Here is a 22,205-nt window from a genome sequence, read left to right on the forward strand (position 1 = left end):
CCGTAGCCGCCGCCACGCGCGCAGACGACCACGATCCGCTTGTCCCGCAGCCGGCTCGCGCCCGTCCCGGGATCGAGCAGCGCTCCGGGGAAGCTGATGCGGTCGATCCACGCCAGCAGCGCGGCAGGCACCGTCAGGTTGTACATGGGCACGCCCAGCAGCAGCACGTCCGCCGCCAGCACCTCGGCGACCAGCGGCCGTGTCAGCTGCCACTCGCGCCGGTCCGCGGCGTTCCGGAGCAGCCCGGCCACCTGCTCGACCGGTACGGTGCCGCGGCGCTCCACCCGGTGCCCCAGCCGGACGTAGTCCGCCGTGACGAGGGGGACGGGCTCGGCGGCCAGGTCCCGGTAGCGGTAGCGGTGCCCGGCCGAGCCGCAGTCCCGGCGCCAGCGGTCGGCGAACAGCGCGGTCAGCCTCCTGCTGACGGACTCGCCTGCCGGGCTCGCCCCGGCGTCGATGTGCAGCAGGGACGGTGTCGCCGCTCGGTGGTCCATGAAGGCTCCCGGTCACGTGTGTCGCGTCGGATACGTCGAAGAGGGTGACGGAGCACGCGAGGGAAAGGTGACCGATGGACGAGCTGACCGGACTGGCCGAACGTTTCGAGGAGCGCCGGGGCCCGCTGCTGGCCCTCGCCTACCGGATGCTCGGCTCGCTCGGCGAGGCCGAGGACGCCGTGCAGGAGACCTGGCTGAAGCTGGCCCGGAGCGACCCGAACACCATCGGCAACCTCGGCGCCTGGCTGCGCACCGTGGTCTCCCGCGTCTGTCTGGACATGCTGCGCGCCCGTGCCGCGCGCCCCGAGGTCCCGGTCGGGCAGCAGGTGCCGGACGCCGCCGGCCCGGGGCCGGCGGAGGCCGGGGGCCCGGAGGCCGAGGTGCTGCTGGCCGACGCGGTGGGCCGGGCCCTGCTGGTCGTCCTGGACACGCTGGGACCCGCGGAGCGGGTCGCCTTCGTCCTGCACGACCTGTTCGCCGTCCCCTTCGCGCAGATCGCACCCCTGGTCGACCGCTCGCCCGCCGCCACGAAGAAGCTGGCCAGCCGCGCCCGCCACCGGGTACGCGGCACACCTGCCGTGCCCGGTGCCGGGCTGGGCGAACAGCGGGCGGTCGTCGAGGCGTTCCTGGCCGCGGCGCGGCAGGGGGAGATGGCCGGGCTGCTCGCCGTCCTCGCTCCCGACGTGGTGCGGCGCAGCGATCCGGCGGCGCTGCCCGCGGGCGCCGCCGCGCTGCTGCGGGGGGCGGAGGCCGTGGCGCAGGGCACGGTGCTGCTGGGCGGGCGGGCGCGGTACGCGCAGACCGCGCTGGTGGACGGGGCCGTGGGAGCTGTCGTCGCCCCGCTCGGCCGGCTGCGGGCGGCGCTGGCCTTCCGCTGCGCGGGGAGCCGGATCACGGCGTACGAGGTGATCGCGGACCCGGCGCGGCTGGCGGGGCTGGAGCTGGCGCTGCTGGATCCGGTGCGGTCCGCCTCCGACGGGCTCGGCGGTGCGAGGGGGCCCGCGCCCGGACCCTCCGGGTCACAGCAGTTCGCGTAGCCGTTCGGCCAGCAGGTCCCAGCGCCAGCGCTCCTCCACCCATCGGCGGCCCCGGGCGCCCATCCGGGTGCGCAGCCCGGGGTCGCGGAGGAGTTCGACCAGGCGGTCCGCGGTCCGCGCGGGGCTGCCGCCGGGGACGACATGGCCGGTCTCGCCGTCCAGCACGGCGTCCGGTGCGCCGCCGGAGTCGCCGGCGACGACGGGCAGTCCGGTCGCGGACGCCTCCAGGTAGACGATGCCGAGCCCCTCCACGTCCAGCCCGCCGCGCCGGGTGCGGCACGGCATCGCGAACACGTCGCCCGCGCCGTAGTGCGCGGGCAGCTCCTCCCAGGCGACCGGGCCGGTGAAGCGCACGGCGTCGGTGAGGCCGCGGGCGGCGGCCAGCCGCTCCAGGTCGGTGCGACGGGGGCCGCCGCCGACGATCAGCAGCACCGCGTCGGGTACGGCCGCCAGCACCCGGGGCATGGCCTCGATGAGGGTGTCCTGCCCCTTGCGGCGCACCAGTCGTGAGACGCACACGACCACGGGCCGGTCGGTCAGGCCCAGCCGGGCCCGGACCGCGTCGCCGCCCGAGCCGGGGTGGAAGGTCTTCTCGTCGACGCCGGGCGGCAGTTGTACCATCCGCGCCGCGGCTCCGGGGGAGAGCGCTGCGGCGATCCTGCGGCGGGTGTAGTCGCCGAGGTAGGTGAGGGTGTCGGTGCCCTCGCCGATCCTGCGCAGCAGACCGCGCGCCACGGGGAGTTGCGCCCAGCCCGCCTCGTGGCCGTGCGTGGTGGCGACGATCCGCTCGGCGCCGGCCCTGCGCAGCGCGGGCGCCATCAGCCCGAGAGGTGCGGCGGCCCCGAACCACACCGCGCGGCAGCCGTGCTCCGCGAGCAGCGAGCAGGCACGCTTGGTCACCCGCGGAGTGGGCAGCAGCATCGTCGTACGGTCGCGGACCACTGTGAAAGGCTGCTCGGCGTCGAAGGCCGCGGTGGCCTCCGCGCCCTCGCGGCCCCGCTTCCAGGTCGAGGTGTAGACAACGACCCGGGAGGGGTCCAGGCGCAGCGCCATGCTGTGCAGGAACGCCTGGATCCCGCCGGGGCGCGGCGGGAAGTCGTTGGTGACGATCAGGGTCTTGTGCATCGCCGCAGACAGTACCGCGCGGCGGTCCGGCCGGATCGGGGCGGCGGCGCGGCGCAGGGCGCGAGGAAGGACAGGTGTGCGAGGCGAGCCGAGGAGGGCCCGCGGTGCGGTGGCGCCCGTGCTGGTGTGGTCGGTCACCCGGGCGGTGCTGCTGCTCTGCGTCTTCAAGGTGCTCACCGTGCCCGGCGGCATGGACATCACGTCCGACGTCTCGGTGATCTACCACGGCTGGTTCGGGCAGTTGAGCGACGGAACGTTTCCGTCCGACGATGTGACCTGGCAGTATCCGCCCGGCGCCGCGCTGGTGATCCTCTCCCCCGGGCTGCTCACCGGGGTGCTCCCGCTCGGCTACGCCTCCGCGTTCTTCCTGCTGGCCTGCGCCGCCGACGCGACGGTGCTCGGACTGCTGCTGTACGCCGCGCGGCGGCGCGGGCCGCGCGCCCCGGAGGCCGGTCTGCGCCGCCGGGCCGGGGTGTGGGCCTGGGTCGTCGGAGTGCCGCTGCTGGGGCCGACGGCGTACGCCCGCTACGACCTGATGGTGACCGTGCCCGCCGTCGCGGCGCTGCTGGCCGCCGCCCGGCACCCGCGGGCGGCGGGAGCGCTGGCCGGGCTGGGGGCGCTGGTGAAGGTGTGGCCGCTGCTGCTCCTGCTCGGCACTCCGCGCGGCCGGGCGACCCGCGCCGCCTGGCTGAGCGCGCTGCTGACCGTGCTGCTGGTGACGGCGGGCTTCGCCGCCGCCATGCCGGGTGCGCTGGACTTCCTCTCGGCGCAGGGCGGCCGGGGCACCGAGGTGGAGTCCGTCGGCTCGCTGGCCCTGCACGCCGCCCGGCAGTTCGGCTGGGAGGGCCGGGTGCTGCTGCGGTACGGCTCGATGGAGTTCGTGGGCCCGGGAGTGCAGGCCGTGAGCAACACCGCCGTGGCGCTGACGGGTGCGGTGTTCGGCTGGCTGCTGCTGTGGCGGCTGCGGGCCCGGAACTGGTCGCCGACCACCCTGGCGGACGCCGCCCTCGCCGCCGTGCTGCTGTTCGTCGTCACCAGCCGGGTGCTGAGCCCGCAGTACCTGATCTGGCTGCTGGGGCTGGCCGCGGTGTGTCTGACGCTGCGCGCCGGGCGCCAGGCGCTGCCCGCGTGGCTGGTGCTGGTGGCGACCGGACTGACCCAGCTGGAGTTCCCCGTCTGGTTCGCCGACGTGGTCACCGGCGAGCCCCGGGGCACGCTCGTGCTGGTCCTCCGCAATCTGCTGCTGGTCGCCGCCACCGTGCTCTCCTGCGCGCGGCTGTGGCGCTCGACGGTACCCGGCGAGCCGGAGGGCACCGCGGGCCGGGACGGCGGCCGGGAGGCGGTGCCCGCACCCCGGAGCACCGGCTCGGGCACGGAACCGGAGCGGGACGGCGTACCCGGGATGCGCCGCCCGGGCGGCGACCGGATCCCGGCACCCGACGCACCCCGTCCCTGATCCCGGACCCGGAGCCGCGGACCCCGGAGCGGACCCGTGCTCCCGGAGTCGGCCCCGGCCGCGCCGTGCGGCCCGCGCGCAGGACTCTAGAGTCCCAGCACCCGGGTCGCGTACGCCCGCCAGCGCTCGGTGAACTGCGCCTTCCCCACGCCCAGTACGGACCGCAGCGCCGCGTCCGGGTCCGGGCGCCCGCCGCCGTGCGCACGGCCCGCCCGCGCGTACAGGGCGAGCAGCTTCTCGGCTCCCCACTCCTCGGCGACCATCCGGCAGGCCAGCCAGCCGCCCTCGTAGGCACGGGCCAGCCCGGCCGGGTCGTTGCCGAAGCGGAAGTCGGCGTCCGTGGGCAGGGCGCGCAGGGCCGGGGCGGTGCCGCCGTCCGCCGTCCGGCCGGCGAGCGCACGCGCCAGTTCCGGCGCCGCCTCGCGGGGCGCGAGCTGCGAGCGGCGGTAGCCCGCCCAGTCGGCGATGCCCTCGGAGAGCCACAGCGGCGTCGCCGAGGTGGTCTGCCGCCGGGTGGCGACGTGCGTCGTCTCGTGGGTCAGCACCACCTGCCGCCCCTCGTCGCTGAGCAGCCCGTAGGCCTGCGGGTTGACCACGATCCGGTCCGCCGGTGCGTCCCCGCCGCCGGTCCGGGAGGTGCCGCCCGCCTCGCCGGTGGTGACGGCGGCGATGCCCGCGTACGTGCCGGAGTCCGCGGCGGGCGTCCCCAGCAGGCGCGCCATCTGCCGCACCGAGGCGGGCGCCTCCAGCACCGTCCTGCGGGACCAGCCGTCCGGCCAGGTACCGGCGACGGCGGGCACCGCGCGGTCGGCGGCTTCGGCGAGGGCCCGCAGTTCGGTGCGGTCCCGGCCCACTCCCATGACCAGGCTGTGCGCGCCTCGGACGACCGTCATGGCGCCCTGCTCCCACAGTTGGGAGTCGCTGCCGGACACCTCGTCCGCGATGCGCCATCCGCCCTCGCGCCGCACGAACCGGAACCGCTCGGTGGCCGTGGTGGTGACCTGGTCGTAGTCCGCGAGCCGGTAGCGCAGCGCCGCCTCGACGGTCACCGTGCTGCCCTCCGCCGTCCCGGATCCGGCGCCTGCCCCGGACCCGTCGCCGCGCTGCGGCGCTGCGACCTCGCGGACCTCGTACGCCCAGCCGGACAGCGGCAGTCGGCGCAGATTGCGGAAGACCTGCCGCTGTGCGCCGCGATGGCGGGGGGCCTGCGGGTCGACGGCGTCGAGGTAGCCGCGCTCGTCTCCGGCGCGCAGCGCCGCGGCCTGCCGGTCGAGCACCCGCTGGAAGGGCGCCGGGTCCCGGCCGTCCCGGTCGGCGACCACGAAGGCGCCGAGCGCGCACAGCAGCGCGAGCGCCGCCGTTCCGCTCAGCGCTCGCGCGTACCGGAGGATGCCGTGCCGCCGCGCTCCCACGTCACCGAGGGTACGGGGGCGGGATCCGGGCCGGTCGGGGCCTCCCGCGCGGCCCGCCCGCCACGCCCGGGGGAACGACGGCCCGGGCCGTCGGGACCGGCCGGACCGTCAGGGTCTGGTGACCGCGGAGACCGGCAGCATGCCGACCGGGTCGTAGCGCACGGAAGCGCCGGGGTGCGGCGCGTGCACCACCTGGCCGCCGCCCACGTACATGGCCACATGGCTGGCGTCGTCCCGGTAGATCACCAGGTCGCCGGGGCGGGCCCGGCCCAGCGGAACCTGCTGCCCGGCCGAGCGCTGGGCCTGCGAGGTGCGCGGGATCGAGGTGCCGGCCTGCCGGTAGGCCCACTGTGTGAGCCCCGAGCAGTCGAAGGAGCCCGGACCGGCGGCGCCCCATGCGTAGGGCCGTCCGACGGCGGATCTGGCGGCGGCGACCGCGGCGGCGGCCCGCTGCGAGGAGGGGGCGGAGCCGCCGGGACCGATGCCGGGACCGCCGGCGCGGGAGCGGTGGCCGTCCCGGGAGGCGCGCTCCTCGGGGGAGAGCCCGGCCAGCAGCCGCCGCGCCTCGGCCAGCTTCCGCCGGACGTCCTTCTTGCGCTGTTCGAGGGTCTGCTGGAGTCCGGCGAGCTGCTCCAGCTTGTCGGACGCCTCGGTGCGCCGCTGTCCCAGGACGCGCTGCGCGGACTGCAGCCGGCGCAGCTTGGCGAGCTGGCGGCTGCCGATGCGGTCGAGGGTCGCGGCCTTGGCGAGGTAGCTGTCGGGATCCTCGGTGAGCATCAGCGTCAGGGCCGGATCGATGCCCCCCGAGCGGTACTGCGCGCCGGCGAGCGCGCCCAGCGCGTCGCGCAGCCGGTTCACCTCCGTCTGGCCCCTGGCGACACCGTCCTGCGCGTGGGCCACCTGCTCGCGCAGCTTGCCGGTGCGCTCGGCCACCCCGTTGTACTTCTCCGTCGCGACTTCCGCCTGTTCGTAGAGCCGGTCGATCCGGGAGTTGAGGGTGGCGGCGGAGAGCTGGTCGTCGGGCTCGGCGCCCGCGGGGGCCGCGGGGACGAGGGCGACCGCCGCGCCGGCGGCTGCTGCGGACAGCACGGTGACCCGCGCCGGCCGGCCCTGGCCGGGCAGCGGGGTATGTCGAGGGGACCGGTGCGATGCCACTGGAGGAGGCGTTCCTTCCGCTAGGCGACGTGCGCCCGCAGAATGTAGCCGTGCCTCCAGGGGGGACAAAGGACCGTGGACCGCCGGTAGGTCCGCTCCCGGGCCCCGGCGTTCACTGATCGCGCAGGTCACCGGGCGGGTCGGAAGTCCGCCGGTACCAGGGCGGCTTCACTCGGAAGAGCGAAGTTTAAAGGTCATCACACTGGCGGGTGATCTTCCGGGAGAGGGCCGCCTGCGTACTGCGGCCCCGCCCCCTGCGCCGGAGCGGAGTCCGGTCGCCCGGGGCCGGGTCAGCCGACCCGGACGCCGAACTGGAACGGCATGTTGCCCATGGCCTCGAACCGCACCGAGGCGCCGGGCTTGGGCGCGTGCAGCACCTGGCCGTTGCCCGCGTAGAGGCCGATGTGGTGTAGGTCGCCGTAGAAGAGCACCAGGTCGCCCGGCTTGAGCTGACTCTGGCTGGAGATCCGGGTCCCGGCGTTGGCCTGCGCCTGGGAGGTGCGCGGCAGCGAGACACCGGCCTGCTTGTAGGCCCACGAGGTGAGCCCGGAGCAGTCGAAGGAGCTGGGGCCGGTGGCACCCCACACGTACGGGCTGCCTATCTTGCCCTTGGCGGCGGACAGCGCGGCAGCCGCGTGACCGGAGCCGGGGGGCAGGTCGCCGAGGTCGGCCCGGTTGCTGGAGGCGCGGTCGGCGCGCTGCTGCTTCTCGGCGAGCCGCGCCTTCTCCTTGGCGGTCAGCGTGTTGAGCAGCCGCTGGGCCTCGGAGAGCTTGCCCTGGATCTTCTTCTTCTTCTCGCCGAGCTCCTTGCGGGTGCTGGCGAGGTCCTTGAGCTTGCCCGAGGCCTCCTTGCGCTGCTGCGCGAGGCTGCGCTGCTTGGCCTGGACCTTCTTGAGGGCGCCGGCCTGCTTGGTGCTCAACTGGTCCATGGCCGAGGCCTTGTCCAGGTAGCTGTCCGGGTCGGAGGAGAGGAAGAGCTGCACCGAGGGGTCGATCCCGCCCGAGCGGTACTGCGCGGTCGCCAGCGAACCCAGCTTGTCGCGCATGCTGTTGAGCTCGCCCTGGCCGCGGGCCACGCTGTCCTGGAGGTTCTCGACCTCCTCGGAGAGCTTGGACTGCTTCTCCTTGGCGCCGTTGTACTTCTCGGTGGCCGCCTCGGCGTCCTCGTACAGCTTGTCGACCTTCTCCTTGACGTCCTTCTTGGACGACTGGGGGTCGGCGTGGGCCGCCTGGGAGGTGAGTGCGACAGCCGCAGCCGCGGTCATGGTGAAGACACTGACACGTGCGCGACTCGGCTGCTTGGGACGACGGTGGGACGCCACTGGGGCGAGCTCCTTCTTCCTCAGCCGCCTGCCGGTCTGGTCATCTCCGGCTCCACAACCCGGGACTGGGCGATCCCGGCGTGCGGAACGAGGCGGTCCTCCGCTGCCACCCCGGATAGGTGATCAACCGAGCGGAGGTTCGGGCCAGACATTAGCCACGCGTAGTGATCCGATCAAATCCCTCAGGAAAAAAGACGCCCCGCGGCCGCATTCTTTACCCGGCACCCACGCACGGCGAGCGCAGCCTCACACACCGCGCACAGCCCCGTCCGCCGCAACCGCTCCCCGGCGCCCCGCCCGGCACCGGAACGGACCCGCGCGGCAGCGGAATCGGGCAGGCACCGGACCACGGAGGCGCTACGGACACCGGCAGGCCGAACACGCCCTCCCCCGGACTGCGCGGCCTCAGGTACGGGCGAGCCGCCTGAGCAGCAGCGCGGAGGCGACGGGCCGCGCCCCGGCAGCCGCACAGCCGTCGGCGACCTCGCGGTCGCTGGAGACCACCACCACCGCACGGCCCGGCGGTTCGGCACGCACCAGACGGCGGATCAGCTCGTCCGCGGTCTGGCCCGGCTTGGAGAAGAGCACCCGGACCCCGCGCGGCGGAGCCAGCAGGACCGGCGCCGCCAACTCGGCGCCGTCGAACACGCAGGTGACCTCGGCACCGGACTGGGCGGCCAGCACCGCGAGGCCGCCCAGCAGCCGCAGCCGCTGCTTCTCCAGCGGCAGCGCGGGATAGCCGGTCTTGGTGACGTTGTAGCCGTCCACCACCAGATGGGCCTGCGGCAGGGCCAGCAGCTGGTCCAGCAGCGCCGGATCGGTGTCCGAAAGCGCCCGGGCCGCCACGTCCTTGGGCGACATCCGGCCCGGCTCGACCGCGTCGACGGTGTCGGCCGGACGGGTCTCGGACGGCGGGAGCGCCAGTTCGCGGCGCAGCCCCTGGGCCGCGTCCAGCACCGTGTCCAGGAGCAGCCGCACCCGCATGTCCTCGACACTGCGGCCCTCGCGCGCCGCACGCCGCCCGGCCTCCAGCGCGGACTCGGCCTCGGCCAGCCGGGACTTGAGCCGGCGCAGCTCGCTGTCCAGCGCCGCCCTCTCGGTGCCGGCCGACGCGCGCACCCCGTCCAGCTCCTCCTGCAGCTTGCGCAGCGACGCCTCCCGGCGGCGCACATCCGCCTGCGCGCTGCGCAGCTTGCGCTGCGTGCCGTCCAGCTCCTTGCGCAGCGCCTCCTGCTCGCGGCGACCGCGCTCGGCCTCGTCCCGGGCCGCTCCCCTGGCCTGGGAGAGCTCCTCGCGCAGCTGGGACAGTTCGCGCTGGGCCTCCTCGCCCGCGCGTTCCGCCTGCGCCCGCTGGGCCTCCTCGCCCGCCGCCGCCACCAGCTTGGCCCAGCCGGGCGGCCGCAGCACATAGGCCGCCGCCGCCACGTCCACCGGGTCGGCGGCCGGCGGCGGCGTGCCCTCGTCGAGCGCGCCCGCCAGTTCCGGGAGCTGCTCCCGCATCCGGGAGGCGATGCGCTGCCGGAAGACGGCGTCGCTCTCCAGCGCCGCCGCCATGGCGTTGCCGCCGAACTTGGCACGGCGCTGCGGGGTGAAGCGGGCGTACTGTCGCAGCGGGGGCGGCAGTTCGGCGACGGTCAGGCCGCCGAGCGCGTCCCCGGTGAAACCGACCACCCGCCGCCGCACCTTCTCCGGCAGCGGGCGCTCCAGGCTCTCCGGCTCGGCGCCCGGAGCCGGAGCGGCGGAGCGGGGCTCGGCGGGGTCCGGACCCGCGGGGCCCTCAGCGGCCGCCCGGGCAGCCTGCCCGGCGCCCTCCCCGGCAGCCGGGTCCGGCCGCCGTTGGTCGCCGCCCGTCCGTTCCTCCACCGGTCACACCTGCCGTCTCCGGGACCTGAGCCCTATACCTGAGCGCTGGGCCGGTCCACCAGTTCGACCTGATCCACGGCATTGCACCATCTGCAGCGCACGGACTCGATGCTCTCACTGAGCACCTCCTGCTCCTCGACCGCCGGGGCGCCGGCCAGGTCCAGATGGACGTACTCGACCACCTTGCTGGAACGCGTCACGTCGAACCGGGTCAGGTTGCCGCACAGCGTGCAGCGCCAGCGGGTCTCGTCCGTGGGCGTGGGGACCGCCATCGTCTCGTCCTCGTTTCCTGAAGAGTCGGTACTGGTCGGTGCTGGTCGGCACTGCCGAGTGCCGCCGTGCCGCGTACCATCACGGATACGCCGCGCGGGGTCACGTCCCGTAAACCCTACGGCCTAGGACCGTCCGCGTGCCCCCGCGTGTGTCGAGGAGCATGCCCGGGCGGCGAGCCGTCATGATCCGCTCATGGACGGCACCGGCCACGCCGACACCCGGCACACGGACCGCAGCGCGGAGCCGCGGCCCCGGGTCACCTACGCCCTGATCGGCTGCTGCTGCCTGGTCTTCCTCGCCGGACCGGCCTCCGGCCTCCTGCCCTCCCACGGTACGGGGCAGGCCCTGGAGGAGGTCAGGGCGGCCTGCTTCCGCCGGTGGGGCGTGGTGCCCAGCACGCTGTTCAGCGGTGCCCTGCGTCCGCTGGCGACCCCGCTGACCGCGCTGTTCCTGCACGCCAACTGGCTGCATCTGCTGGGCAACCTGCTGTTCCTCTTCGTCTTCGGCGGCTCGGTGGAGCGGCGGATGGGCCCGCTGCGCTTCCTCCTCTTCTACCTGTCCACCGGCTACGCGGCGATGCTCTGCTACGCCGCGGCCCACCCCGTCTCGGACGAGACGCTGGTCGGTGCCTCCGGAGCGATCTCCGCCGTGCTGGGCGCCTTCCTCTGCCTGCACCCGCGCACCCGGGTGACGAGCGTCTTCCCCTTTCTCTTCTTCCTGCCGCTGCGCTTCCCGGCCTGGGCGGTGCTGCTCTTCTGGCTGACCCTCCAGTGGCTGGCCGCGCGGCAGCAGGCGGACGGGCCCGGCGTCGCCTACCTGGCCCACGTGGCCGGGTTCACGCTGGGCTTCCTGTCCGCCTGGCTCCACCACCACCGGGCTACAGTGGCCGGGCCAACCCCGGCGTCCGAGGGAGAGACCCCACCGTGATCACTTCCATCGTCCTCATCCGGACGAGCACCGACCGCATCCCCGAGATCGCCGAGCAGATCGCCGCCATCGAGGGCGTCAGCGAGGTCTACTCCGTCACCGGTGCGCACGATCTGATCGCCATGGTCCGCGTCGCCCAGCACGACGACCTCGCCGACATCATCCCCGGCCGCATCAGCAAAGTCCCCGGCGTGGAGTCCACCGAGACCCACATCGCCTTCCGCACCTACTCCCAGCACGACCTGGAGTCGGCCTTCGCCATCGGCCTGGACGCCTGAACCGGCCTCTCTCCCCCGCGAGCCGGACGGTCAGCGCTCCCGCCCGACCGACGCACGCGCCGCGGGCTCCGGGACGCAACGGCCGCCCTCCGTGCGGTAGGTCCAGCGTGCGCCGTCCCGCACCAGCTCGCGCACGGCGGTGACGAACCGGTCCACGTGCTCGTCCGGCGTCCCGGCGCCGAAACTGACCCGGACCGCATCCAGCGCGGGCGACCTTCCGTCCGAAGAGCCGGCCGCACCGCACTCGCCGGGCGCGTCCTCACGGTGTCCGAGCAGCGTGCGCAGCAGCGGATGGGCGCAGAAGAGGCCGTCCCGGACCCCGATCCCGTACTCGGCGGAGAGCGCCGCCGCCAGGTGCGAGCTGCTCCATCCCTCGACGACGAAGGAGACCACTCCCACCCGGTCGGCGTCCTCGCCGAACAGCGAGAGGACCCGCACCTCGGGCAGCTCCGCCAGCCCGCCGACCAGCCGGGCCAGCAGCTGCTCCTCCCGCGCGACGAGGCGGTCGAACCCGGTCTCGGCCAGCGCCCGGCAGGCGGAGGCGACGGCATAGGCGCCGATGACGTTGGGCGACCCGGCCTCATGGCGGGCCGCCGTGGTGTGCCACTCCACGTCCACCCCGCCGTCCGCGGCGCGGGCCACCCGGCGGCTCGCACCGCCGCCCGCCAGATACGGCTCCGCCGCGCTCAGCCAGTCGGCGCGGCCCGCCAGCACCCCGGCGCCGAACGGCGCGTACAGCTTGTGCCCGGAGAAGGCCACCCAGTCCGCCTCCAGCTCCGTCAGGCGGACGGGCCGGTGCGGGGCGAGCTGCGCCGCGTCCAGTACCAGGCGGGCGCCGTGCCGGTGGGCGGCCCGGGCGAGCTCACGCACCGGCCACACCTCGCCCGTCACGTTCGACGCACCGGTCACGCAGACCAGCTTGGGTCCGGCCGGCGCGGCATGCAGCGCCGACTCCAGCGTGGCGACCGCCTGTCCGGGCGAGCGGGGCGCGTCCAGATACGTCACCTCGTGCGCACTCCACGGCAGCAGCGAGGCATGGTGCTCGGTCTCGAAGACGAACACCCGGGTGCCGGACGGCAGCGCCCCCGCCAGCAGGTTGAGCGAATCGGTCGTCGCCCGGGTGAAGACGACCTGGTCGCCCTCGCGGCAACCGAGGAACTCGGCGACGGTCCGCCGGCTCTGTTCGAACAGGTCCGTCGACAGTTGCGAGAGATGGCCCGCACCCCGGTGCACGCTGCCGTAGTACGGCGCGTACGCCGCCACGTCGTCCCACACCCGCTGCAGCGCGGGCGCGCTCGCCGCGTAGTCCAGCGCTCCGTACGTCACCTCCCCACCGGTGACCAGCGGCACGCGGACGTCGCGGCCCAGGACCGGAAGCGGGGCGGACTCCTCACGACAGAAATCAGAAACCGGGGCAAAAGGCGCAGTGAACGGCATGACAGTACTCCGGACGGGGTGAGCGGCAAGGGGGCGCCTGACGGCGCGCCAAAACATGACAGAACGTCAGGAGGGGGGCCGGAGACGGGTGTGCAGCACTACCCGTCGGCCCTAGCGCATTCGCTTGCTCACGGAGGACTCCCTCGAAAGACCAGGACCCCTGGCGCGAGGGATCCGCGCTTGCCGCAGACCTTGCTGTCCTACGGCCTGGTCATCACCCGGGGCACCCCGCCACGGACGGAGGGTTGCCGGACAGCAGGCCGGGGCCTTTCTCGCTGTCACTCGTGACCTGCAAGCGAGTATGCCACAGCCTTCACGGGGTGCGTATCCCCGGGTACGTCGCCCACTCCGCGGATGGCCTGGCTCCGTGGGAGGGGGGACGACTTCGGGAGCACTGTTGGGCTGTGACGGACGGCATCAGGACTCCTCCCGCACCCGACGGGCCCGAGAAAAGACCCGGAGCAAGGTCCGCAAGGGCTCACACCACTGCGGCCGGGGGTCCCAGGGGGCGGAGCCCACTGGCGGGGGGCCGTCGAGTGGGGGTCCCCCCGGACGAAGTCTGGGGGAGGAGCCGCCCCGACGCCCGTCCGGCGAGGACAAGGGGGCTCGGGGGGAAGCCCCCGACAACGGCGCCGCACCCGGCGAACAACCGACGGGCCCCCCGCGAAGGGGAACGCACCCCGCAAAACGGGGAGACGGCGCCCCGCAAGAGGGCGGCGCCGTCAGGAACCGCAGGCCGTCGCCGGATCGAGGGCGATACGGTACCCGCGTTTGGTGACGGTCTGCACCACAGAGGGCACCCCGAGAGCCCCTCGCAGTCGGGCAACAGCAGCCTCGACGGCATGCTCGTCGGTCCCCCCGCCGGGCAGGCACCCCAGCAGATCGGCGCAGGAAACCACCGCTCCGGGCCGCCGCGCAAGCACCCGCAGCACGGCCATGGGCCCCGGGCTGACCGGCCGCAGTTCGCCGTCGAGCAGGACGGCGGTGCCCCGCACTTCCAACGTGTGTCCTGCCGCGGGGAGCACCGGCGCGGTGGCGGGCAGCCGTTCGCCCAGCAGCCGCACGAGGGCGCCGACCCGGAACCGTTCGGGCCAGTAGGCGGGGATGTCCCGGGCGAGCAGGGGCGCGGCGGTGACGGGGCCGACGCAGGCGACCTGGGTACGGCCGCGCAGCACCCGGGTCAGGTCGTCGGCGGCTCCGCGTTCTTCGGCGCGGGCGTAGAGCCCGGCGGCTGCCAGTGCGCTGGTGAAGGTGAGGGCGTCCACGCCGCCGCTCAGCACGGCGTCGAGGAGCCGGTCGAGGGGCCCGGGGTCCAGGGGCCCGGTCCACCGGTAGACGGGCACGGGGACGACCTCGGCGCCGGCTCCGCGCAGCGCGTCGAGGAAGTCGCGCAGCGGCTCGCCGTGGAGTTGGACGGCGATGCGCAGGCCGGCCAGGTCGCCGCGGGCGAGCAGCCGTTCGAGGACTTCGCTGGAGGATTCCGAGGCGGGGGACCAGGCTTCGCGGAGTCCGGCGGCGCGCAGCGCCCCGCATGCTTTGGGGCCGCGGGCGAGCAGCTCGCTCGCGGCGAGGACGCCGCGGAGGGCTTCGCCCTCGCCCCAGCCGTCGGCGGCCTCCATCCAGCCGCGGAAGCCGATGCCGGTGGTGGCGACGGTCACGTCGGGCGGGCGGGCGAGGAGTTGCCCGGTGGCGTCGCGCAGTTCCTCGTCGTCCGCGAGCGGGGCGATGCGCAGTGCGGGCCCGTGTACGACGGCCGCTCCGCGCCGCTCCAGCAGCGCGCCGAGTTCTTCGGCCCGGCGCGCGGCGGTGACGGCGACGGTGTACCCGGCGAGCGGGGGTGCGGAGCGGGTGCGGCTCCGCGGCGGTGGGGATGCCGGCACCGCGTCTCCTCTCAGTGCTCCGTGTCCGCGCCGGGCGGCCTGGTCCGGTGTGCTGGGACACTGCTGTCCGGCTTGGTCTCGCGCATGTCCGCCATGGTCTCGCACGCGGCGGTCCGGCGGGTGGAGACCTCGATCACGTGTCCGGACAGCCGCACGTCGTGGGTCGGGAGCCGGACGGTGTCGTCCTCCAGACAGCGTCCGGTCGCCAGCTCGAAGGTCTGTTTTCCGAGGGGGCCGGTGACGACGGGGACCCCGGCCCGGTCGCCGACGATGCCGTGGCAGATGACGGGTGCCCCGCTGAAGGGGTCGAGATTCCCCAGCGCGTGGAGCTCGCCGCTGTGCAGCCGGAAGAGGGCGATGCCGGTGCCGTCCGGCAGCAGTGCGGCACGTCCCTGGTCGGCCGGGAGGGCGTCCAGCGGGCACAGGGGCGCCCAGTCGCGCGCGGCGCCGGTCATCGGGAGCCCGCCTCGGCGGCGGCGCGCGCGGCCGGCAGGCCCAGGTGCACCGGGACGGGCTGGTCCCGTTCGACGGCGAAGGAGATCGCCGGGTCGGGGGTGCCGGGGGCGTTGACGAAGGAGGTGAACCGGGCGAGTTTGGCGGGGTCCTCCAGGACGCCGCGCCATTCGTCGCGGTAGTCGGCCACGTGCCGTGCCATGGCCGCGTCCAGGTCGGCGCCGATGCCGAGCGCGTCGTCGAGCACGACGGCCCGCAGGTGGTCCAGGCCGCCTTCGAGGGTTTCCAGCCAGGCGGCGGTGCGCTGGAGGCGGTCGGCGGTGCGGATGTAGAACATCAGGAACCGGTCGATGGTGCGCACCAGGGTGTCGTGGCCGAGGTCGGTGGCGAGGAGTTCGGCGTGCCGGGGTGTGAAGCCGCCGTTGCCGCCGACGTAGAGGTTCCAGCCCTGCTCGGTGGCGATGATGCCGAAGTCCTTGCTGCGGGCCTCCGCGCACTCGCGGGCGCAGCCGGAGACGCCGGCCTTGAGCTTGTGGGGTGCGCGCAGTCCTCGGTAGCGCAGTTCCAGTTCGACGGCGAGGCCGACCGAGTCCTGGACCCCGTAGCGGCACCAGGTCGAGCCGACGCAGGACTTGACCGTGCGGACGGCCTTGCCGTAGGCGTGCCCGGACTCGAAGCCCGCTTCGGTGAGCCGGCGCCAGATGGCGGGGAGCTCTTCGAGCCGGGCGCCGAGCAGGTCGATGCGCTGACCGCCGGTGATCTTGGTGTACAGGCCGAAGTCGCGGGCCACCTCGCCGAGCACGATGAGCCGGGCCGGGGTGATCTCTCCGCCGGGTACCCGGGGTACGACGGAGTAGGTGCCGTTGCGCTGCATGTTGGCCAGGTGGCGGTCGTTGGTGTCCTGGAGTCCGCCGCGTTCGCCGTCCAGGATGTGGGTGCCGCTGTCCCGGGAGGCGAGGATCGCGGCGACGGCCGGTTTGCACACGTCGCAGCCGCGGCCGCGCCCGTGTTCGGCCACGAGCCGGGAGAAGGTGCTGATGCCGGTGGCCGCGACGATCTCGAACAGCTCGGCCCGCGAGTGGTCGAAGTGCTCGCACAGCGCCGTGGACTGCTCGACGCCCGCCGCTTCCAGGAGCTCTTCGAGGGCCGGGACGCAGGAGCCGCAGCCGGTTCCGGCCCTGGTGCGGGACTTGAGCGCGGGCACGTCCGTGCAGCCCTGCCCGGTGACGGCCGCGGTCAGGGTGCCCTTGGTGACGGCGTGGCAGCTGCAGATCTGGGCGCTGTCCGGCAGTGCGGCCACCCCTGCCCGGGTCTGCGCGCCGTCCTCGGTCCCGGGCGCGAGCAGCGCCGAGGGGTCGGCGGGCAGCGGGCTGCCGACCAGCGGGCGCAGCAGCGGGTAGCCGGAGGTGTCGCCGACGAGGATGCCGCCGAGCAGGGTCCGGGCGTCGTCGGAGACGACGAGTTTGCCGTAGGTGGCGGCGACGGGGTCGTTGAGCACGACTTCCAGCGCGCCGGGGGTGGTGGCGTGCGCGTCGCCGAAGGAGGCCACTCCGACACCGAGCAGTTTAAGCCGGGTGGCGGTGTCGGCGCCGGGGAAGGCGGCCGCGCCGCCCAGCAGCCGGTCGGCGACGGTCTCGGCCATGGCGTAGCCGGGCGCGACCAGCCCCAGGGTGCGGCCCTCGACGCAGGCGACCTCGCCGACGGCCCACACCCGCGGATCGGTCACGGAGCGGCAGCCGGCGTCGACCACGACTCCGCCCCGCTCCCCCACCCGGAGTCCGGCGTCCCGGGCGAGCTCGTCGCGGGGCCGCACCCCGGCGGCGAAGACGACCAGGTCGGTCTCCAGGAAGGTGCCGTCGGTCAGTTCCACTCCGGCGGCGGCTCCGGTGCGCGGGTGGGTGGCGACGCCGCGGGTCCCGGTGCCGGTGTGGACCCTCACGCCCAGTTCGCCCACCATGCGGCCCAGCAGTGCGCCGCCGCCCTGGTCGAGCTGGACGGCCATCAGGTGCGGGGCGCGTTCCACGACGTGGGTGGCCAGGCCCAGCAGCCGGAGTGCGTTGGCCGCCTCCAGGCCGAGCAGCCCGCCGCCGACGACGACGGCTCGTCCGGTGCGGGACCCGGCGGCCGCGGCGCGAATGTCGTCGATGTCGGCCAGGGTGCGGTAGACGAGGCAGCCGGGGGCCGCCGCGCCGGGAATCGGCGGGACGAACGGCCGCGATCCGGTGGCCAGGACCAGGGCGTCGTACGGCACCCGGGCGCCGGAGGCGGTGTGCACGGTCCGTGCGGCACGGTCGAGCGCCGTCGCCGGGTCGCCCAGTCGCAGTCCGACCCGGCCGGGGTCATGTGCGGGCAGCCGCAGCGCACTCTCGTCGGCGCCTTCGAAGCAGGAGGAGAGGGCCACCCGGTCGTAGGCCGGGCGGTGCTCCTCGGCGAGCACGGTGATCTCCCAGCGGTGTTCCGTGTCCCGGGAGTCCAGGGCTTCGACCAGCCGGTGGCCGACCATGCCGTGGCCGACGACGACGAGCCTGCGGGCGTCCGCGGTGCCGGTACCGGGGAGCGGGGGGCTGCTGTCCTCCGGGGGCCGGGTCGGCCGGGTCGGGTTCATGGGAATCTCCTGGGAGAGGTCGTGGCGGGGAGGTCGCGGCGGGTGGGCGGATCGGTCTCGGCGAAGCGGGCCGCGAGCTTCTCGACGACACCGCGGCAGCCGCCGCAGCCGGTGGTGGCCCGGGTGGCGCCGGTCAGTTCGCGGGTGGAGCGGGCGCCGTCGGTCCAGGCGGTGCGCAGCGCGCCCCTGGTGACGCTGTTGCAGCGGCACACGGTCGCGTGGTCGGGCAGGTCGGCGCCGTCCGCCGGGCCGGGCGGGAGGGCCCGGCCGAGCATGAGCGCGAGCCGGTCGGAGGGGGCGGGGGCGCGGCGGTGCCCAGCCGCTGCTCGACGCCGGTGCGCCGCAGCACGCGGCTCAGCACCCGTGCGGCGGGCGCGTCCAGCTGCCGGTCCATCAGGTGCGCTGCGGAGTGCACGACGGTCACCGCGACGCCGCGTGCCACCAGGGCCCGGGCCGCCTCCAGGCCGAGGACGCCGCCGCCCAGCACGGCGATCCGCGAGCCGCGCGCCCGGGCGCGGTCGGCCAGCCGGGCCAGCCGCCGGGCGTCGGCGAGCGTCCGCAGCGCAGTGACGCCGCGGGCCGGTGCCGCCGGGTGCGGGCCGCCGTCGTCCGGCGCGGCGGCCAGTCCGGGCAGCGCGGGGAGCACCGGGCGGGCACCGGTGGCCAGCACCAGCCTGTCGTAGCGGAGCCGCCGCCCGTCGGCGGTGCCGAGGGTGCGGGCGGCGCGGTCGACGGCGGTGACGGTGGTGCCGGTGGCCAGCGGCTCCGGGCCGGCCGGCTCGGGCAGCAGATCGGCTTCGGTGAGCGAGCCGGTCAGCAAGGCCGGCAGCAGCACCCGGTTGCAGCCGCCGACCGGTTCCGCGCCCAGCACGGTCATCCGTACCCGGCTGCGTTCCGGATCGCGGCGCAGCGTCTCCTCGTGCAGCCGTGCGCCGACCATGCCGTTGCCGACGACCACCACGTCCAGCGCCCTGCTCACGCCGTCCCCTTCCCGGTCCGTGCGGTCTCCCCGTCCACTGCGGCCGCCGCGACCTCTCCGCGCCCGCGGCCCGGGCGCGGCCCGTCGCCGTCGGCGGGCTCCAGCCGGACGGCGCTCAGCTTGAACTCCGGCATCCGGCTGACCGGGTCGAGCGCGGGGTTGGTGAGGATGTTGGCGGCGCCGTCGCCGGGGAAGTGGAAGGGCAGGAAGACCGTGTCGGGCCGCAGGCTCGCGACGCAGCGGGTGCGGGCGAGGACGGCGCCGCGCCGCGAGACGATCCGCGCGGTGTCCCCGTCGGCGAGCCCGGCGCGGCGGGCCGTGTCGGGGTGCACCTCGACATAGGGTCCGGGCCCGGCGGCGGCCAGTTCGGGCACCCGGCGGGTCTGGGCTCCGGACTGGTAGTGCTGCAGCTGCCGCCCGGTGGTGGCGTACAGCGGGTGCGCGGCGTCGGGCAGTTCGGCCGCGTCCCGGTGCTCGACGGGCAGGAAGCGGGCCCGCCCGTCCGGGTGCGCGAACCGGTCGAGGAAGAGCCGCGGGGTGCCGACGGCGCCGGTCGGCTCCGTCGCGCCGGCACCGGGCGGCGCCGCGGGGACGGGCCAGTACACGGGCCGTTCCGCGTCCAGGAGTTCCGGTGCGGCACCGGCGTAGTCGGCGGTGCCGCCCGCCGAGGCGCGGCGCAGTTCGTCGAGAACGGCGGCCGGATCGGTGGGGAACTCGTGTCCGGCGCGGCCCAGCCGTACCGCCAGACCGTGCAGCACCTCCAGGTCGGTCCGTACTCCGGGCGGCGGGGACTGGGCGGCGCGGCGGCGCAGGATGCGGCCCTCCAGGCTGGTCATGGTTCCGGACTCCTCGGCCCACATGGCGACGGGCAGCACCACGTCGGCGAGTTCGGCGGTCTCCGAGCGGAAGAAGTCGGCCACGACCAGCAGGTCCAGCGCACCCAGCCGGTCGGCGACGCGGCGGGCGCGCGGCGCGGAGACGACCGGGTTGGAGCCCATCACCAGCAGCGCGCCGGGACCGTCCGGGGAGCCGAGCGCGTCCAGCAGCTCCCAGGCGCTGCGCCCGGCACCGGGCAGCGACGCCGCGGGCACGCCCCAGACCGCTGCGACGTGCGCGCGGGCCGCGGGATCCTCGATGTGCCGGTAGCCGGGCAGCTGGTCGGCCTTCTGGCCGTGCTCGCGGCCGCCCTGCCCGTTGCCCTGTCCGGTCAGGCAGCCGTAGCCGGAGCCCGGGGTGCCGGGCAGTCCGAGCGCCAGGGCCAGGTCGATCCAGGCGGAGACGGTGTCGACGCCCTTGCTGTGCTGCTCGGCGCCGCGTCCGGTGAGGATGTGGGCGCGCGGTGCCCGGGCCAGTGCGGCGGCGGCGCGGCGCAGGTCGGCGGCGGCCACTCCGGTCAGCCGCTCGGTGCGCTCCGGCCACCAGCGCGCCGCGGACCGCCGTACCGCCTCCCAGCCGGTGGTGCGCTCCCGGCGGTAGGCGAGGCGCCGCGGCGTGTCCAGGTGCCCTTCCACCAGTGCGATGTGCAGCAGCCCGAGCGCCAGCGCCAGGTCGGTGCCCGGCGTCGGCTGGAGGTGGATGCCGCCGCCGTCGAGCGCCGCCTGGGCGGTGGCGGTCCGCCGCGGGTCGACGACGACCAGCCGCGCGGGGTCGAGGTGCCCCATCAGCGGCGGCATCGTCTCGGCGGGGTTGGCGCCGGCGAGCAGCAGCGCGCCGGAGTCGTCCAGGTCCGCGACGGGGAAGGGCAGTCCGCGGTCGAGCCCGAAGGCCCGGTTGCCCGCCGCGGCCGCCGACGACATGCAGAACCGGCCGTTGTAGTCGATCTGCGAGGTGCCGAGGGCGATCCGGGCGAACTTGCCGAGCGCGTACGCCTTCTCGTTCGTCAGTCCGCCGCTGCCGAAGACGGCGACGGCGTCGGCTCCGCGGCGCTCGCGCAGTGCGGTGAAGCGCCGGGCCACCAGGTCCAGGGCCTCGTCCCAGCCGGCCATGCGGAGCGGGCCGCCCGCGGTCTCCCGGATCAGCGGGGTGGTCAGCCGGTCGGGCGAGTCCAGCAGCTGCGCGGAGGTCCAGCCCTTCTGGCAGAGGCCGCCCCGGTTGGTGGGGAAGGCGCGCGGGGCGACGGCCGGGCGGGCCGGTGCGGACGGTGTGCCGGTGGAGGCGCCGGGGGTGAGGGTCATGGCGCACTGGAGGGCGCAGTAGGGGCAGTGGGTCGCGGTGGCTGCCGTGGTCACCTCAGACCCCCCGCTCGGCGGCGGCCGGCTGCGGCTGGGGCTCCGGCCGGGCCTCCGGCTCCGGCCGGGCAGGCTGCCGCCGCACCGCGGCCGCCCGGGTGGCGGGTCCGGCGGCGGGCCGCCGCACGTATCCGGCCCAGGTCACCGCCAGGCACAGCAGGTAGAAGACCAGGAAGGCGCCGATCGCCGCGTCCGCGTCGCCCGTGCTCCGGTACGACTGGCGGAAGGCGAGGTTGATGCCGACCCCGCCCAGGGCGCCCATCGCGCCCGACACGGCGATGACGGCACCGGCCAGCCGGCGTCCCCGGGCCAGGGCGGCCTCGGGGTCGGCCCCGGCTGCCGCGGCGCTCCGGGCGCGCGCGGCGTAGCGCGCGGGGATCATCTTGTAGGTGGCCCCGTTGCCCAGTCCGGTCAGCACGAACACCGCCGTGAAGACGGCCACGTAGGCGGCGAACGAGTCGGCGGCCGAGGCGGCCAGCACACCTCCGGCGCCGCAGGCCAGCGCGAGGAACGACCAGGCCGTGACCCGGGCGCCGCCGAACCGGTCGGCCAGCCGGCCGCCCAGCGGCCGGGAGAGCGAGCCCAGCAGCGGCCCGAGGAAGGTCAGCGCGGCGGCCTGCGCGGGGCTCTTGCCGAACTCGTTCTGCAGCACCAGCCCGAAGCCGAAGCCGAGGCCGATGAAGGATCCGAAGGTGCCGATGTACAGCAGGGAGAGGGTCCAGCAGTGGACGTCGCGCACCGCGCTCCGGTAGGCGCCGTAGTCGGTGCGGTTGGTGGCCAGGTTGTCCATCCCCCGGTGGGCCAGCAGGGCGGCCAGCAGCAGGGCCGGGACGAACAGCAGGGGCAGCACCTCCGGGTGTGCGATGCCCGCGGTGGCCAGCACGGCCAGCCCCAGCAGCTGCACGGTGGCGACCCCGAGGTTGCCGCCCCCGGCGTTCAGTCCCAGCGCCCAGCCCTTCTCCCGCTCCGGGAAGAAGCCGTTGATGTTGACCATGGAGGAGGCGAAGTTGCCGCCTCCCAGACCGGACACGGCGGCGCACAGCAGCAGTGCCCACAGCGGCGTGTCCGGACGGCGCACCAGTACCGCGGCCGACGCCACGGGTATCAGCAGGGCCAGTGCGGAGCACACCGTCCAGGTGCGGCCCCCGAACCGGGTGACGGCGAACCCGTAGGGCAGCCGCAGCAGCGCGCCCACCAAGGACACCAGCGACACCAGCAGGAACTTCTCGTCCGGGGTCAGGGTGAAGCCGGCCTGCGGCGTCATGAACAGCACCAGTACCG

At 75.3% G+C, this 22,205-nt stretch carries 19 protein-coding genes and 1 riboswitch; of the genes, 4 read left to right on the forward strand and 15 right to left on the reverse strand.

The features are described 5' to 3' along the window. Positions 1 to 494 (reverse strand): NAD(P)H-dependent oxidoreductase (locus tag A949_RS0128015; RefSeq protein WP_019359373.1); only part of this gene is annotated, 494 nt, incomplete at its 3' end. 74 nt (positions 495 to 568) lie between these two features. Between A949_RS0128015 and A949_RS0128020 the strand changes: the two genes are divergently transcribed. Beyond that, on the forward strand, positions 569 to 1,531 hold the full coding sequence (locus A949_RS0128020; RefSeq protein WP_019359374.1) for a sigma-70 family RNA polymerase sigma factor: 963 nt from the start codon (positions 569 to 571) through the stop codon (positions 1,529 to 1,531). On the opposite strand, the gene A949_RS0128025 is transcribed toward A949_RS0128020, so the two are convergent. Further along, complete coding sequence (locus A949_RS0128025) at positions 1,514 to 2,656, reverse strand: glycosyltransferase family 4 protein (RefSeq protein ID WP_019359375.1); 1,143 nt, start codon at positions 2,654 to 2,656, stop codon at positions 1,514 to 1,516. The genes A949_RS0128020 and A949_RS0128025 overlap by 18 nt on opposite strands. A gap of 76 nt (positions 2,657 to 2,732) precedes the next feature. Here A949_RS0128025 and A949_RS34860 point away from each other — a divergent pair, with 76 nt between their 5' ends. Beyond that, a complete protein-coding gene (locus A949_RS34860; protein WP_237735927.1) occupies positions 2,733 to 4,112 on the forward strand; it encodes a glycosyltransferase family 87 protein in 1,380 nt (459 codons plus the stop codon). 86 nt (positions 4,113 to 4,198) lie between these two features. Here A949_RS34860 and A949_RS0128035 read toward each other — a convergent pair whose 3' ends face one another. The 5 genes from A949_RS0128035 to A949_RS0128055 form a co-directional block, all read right to left on the reverse strand. Continuing rightward, on the reverse strand, positions 4,199 to 5,524 hold the full coding sequence (locus A949_RS0128035; protein WP_019359377.1) for a hypothetical protein: 1,326 nt from the start codon (positions 5,522 to 5,524) through the stop codon (positions 4,199 to 4,201). Positions 5,525 to 5,632: 108 nt separating this feature from the next. Continuing rightward, positions 5,633 to 6,679 (reverse strand): C40 family peptidase, encoded by a 1,047-nt coding sequence (locus tag A949_RS0128040; protein WP_019359378.1) that lies wholly within the window; start codon positions 6,677 to 6,679, stop codon positions 5,633 to 5,635. Between the two features lie 290 nt (positions 6,680 to 6,969). Then, a complete protein-coding gene (locus A949_RS0128045) occupies positions 6,970 to 8,001 on the reverse strand; it encodes a C40 family peptidase (protein ID WP_026005102.1) in 1,032 nt (343 codons plus the stop codon). 405 nt (positions 8,002 to 8,406) lie between these two features. Beyond that, positions 8,407 to 9,708, reverse strand: coding sequence for an NYN domain-containing protein (locus A949_RS0128050; RefSeq protein ID WP_026005103.1), 1,302 nt, complete (start codon positions 9,706 to 9,708; stop codon positions 8,407 to 8,409). A 188-nt stretch (positions 9,709 to 9,896) separates the two neighbouring features. Continuing rightward, positions 9,897 to 10,136, reverse strand: a complete 240-nt coding sequence (locus A949_RS0128055; protein ID WP_019359381.1) for a hypothetical protein — start codon at positions 10,134 to 10,136, stop codon at positions 9,897 to 9,899. A gap of 193 nt (positions 10,137 to 10,329) precedes the next feature. Here A949_RS0128055 and A949_RS0128060 point away from each other — a divergent pair, with 193 nt between their 5' ends. Together A949_RS0128060 and A949_RS0128065 are read left to right on the forward strand one after the other, a co-directional pair. Continuing rightward, positions 10,330 to 11,064 carry a rhomboid family intramembrane serine protease gene (locus A949_RS0128060; protein WP_019359382.1) on the forward strand — a complete coding sequence of 245 codons (735 nt, stop codon included), beginning with the start codon at positions 10,330 to 10,332 and terminating at the stop codon, positions 11,062 to 11,064. Then, positions 11,061 to 11,342, forward strand: a complete 282-nt coding sequence (locus tag A949_RS0128065; protein ID WP_019359383.1) for an Lrp/AsnC family transcriptional regulator — start codon at positions 11,061 to 11,063, stop codon at positions 11,340 to 11,342. The genes A949_RS0128060 and A949_RS0128065 overlap by 4 nt, the downstream gene beginning before the upstream one ends. A gap of 30 nt (positions 11,343 to 11,372) precedes the next feature. On the opposite strand, the gene A949_RS0128070 is transcribed toward A949_RS0128065, so the two are convergent. The 8 genes from A949_RS0128070 to A949_RS34875 form a co-directional block, all read right to left on the reverse strand. Further along, entirely contained in the window at positions 11,373 to 12,779 is a 1,407-nt protein-coding gene (locus tag A949_RS0128070) for an aminotransferase class V-fold PLP-dependent enzyme (protein WP_051019667.1), read from the reverse strand. A 171-nt stretch (positions 12,780 to 12,950) separates the two neighbouring features. After that, a riboswitch (SAM riboswitch) is annotated at positions 12,951 to 13,069 on the reverse strand. 432 nt (positions 13,070 to 13,501) lie between these two features. Further along, entirely contained in the window at positions 13,502 to 14,659 is a 1,158-nt protein-coding gene (locus tag A949_RS0128075; RefSeq protein WP_019359385.1) for a uroporphyrinogen-III synthase, read from the reverse strand. A gap of 11 nt (positions 14,660 to 14,670) precedes the next feature. After that, complete coding sequence (gene nirD / locus A949_RS34865) at positions 14,671 to 15,114, reverse strand: nitrite reductase small subunit NirD (RefSeq protein WP_019359386.1); 444 nt, start codon at positions 15,112 to 15,114, stop codon at positions 14,671 to 14,673. Continuing rightward, positions 15,111 to 17,717, reverse strand: coding sequence for a nitrite reductase large subunit NirB (gene nirB / locus A949_RS0128085; protein ID WP_019359387.1), 2,607 nt, complete (start codon positions 17,715 to 17,717; stop codon positions 15,111 to 15,113). The genes nirD and nirB overlap by 4 nt, the downstream gene beginning before the upstream one ends. Beyond that, a complete protein-coding gene (locus A949_RS39340) occupies positions 17,714 to 17,929 on the reverse strand; it encodes a (2Fe-2S)-binding protein (RefSeq protein ID WP_237735928.1) in 216 nt (71 codons plus the stop codon). Before A949_RS39340 ends, nirB begins: the two co-directional genes overlap by 4 nt. Next, positions 17,851 to 18,696, reverse strand: a complete 846-nt coding sequence (locus tag A949_RS34870; RefSeq protein ID WP_026005104.1) for an FAD-dependent oxidoreductase — start codon at positions 18,694 to 18,696, stop codon at positions 17,851 to 17,853. Before A949_RS34870 ends, A949_RS39340 begins: the two co-directional genes overlap by 79 nt. Next, positions 18,693 to 20,924 carry a molybdopterin oxidoreductase family protein gene (locus A949_RS0128095; protein WP_019359388.1) on the reverse strand — a complete coding sequence of 744 codons (2,232 nt, stop codon included), beginning with the start codon at positions 20,922 to 20,924 and terminating at the stop codon, positions 18,693 to 18,695. The genes A949_RS34870 and A949_RS0128095 overlap by 4 nt, the downstream gene beginning before the upstream one ends. 1 nt (position 20,925) lies before the next feature. Then, positions 20,926 to 22,205: MFS transporter (locus A949_RS34875; RefSeq protein ID WP_019359389.1), on the reverse strand; the 1,280-nt coding region annotated here is incomplete at its 5' end.

This window comes from Streptomyces sp. AA1529 (assembly GCF_000280905.1).
Lineage (GTDB): Bacteria > Actinomycetota > Actinomycetes > Streptomycetales > Streptomycetaceae > Streptomyces.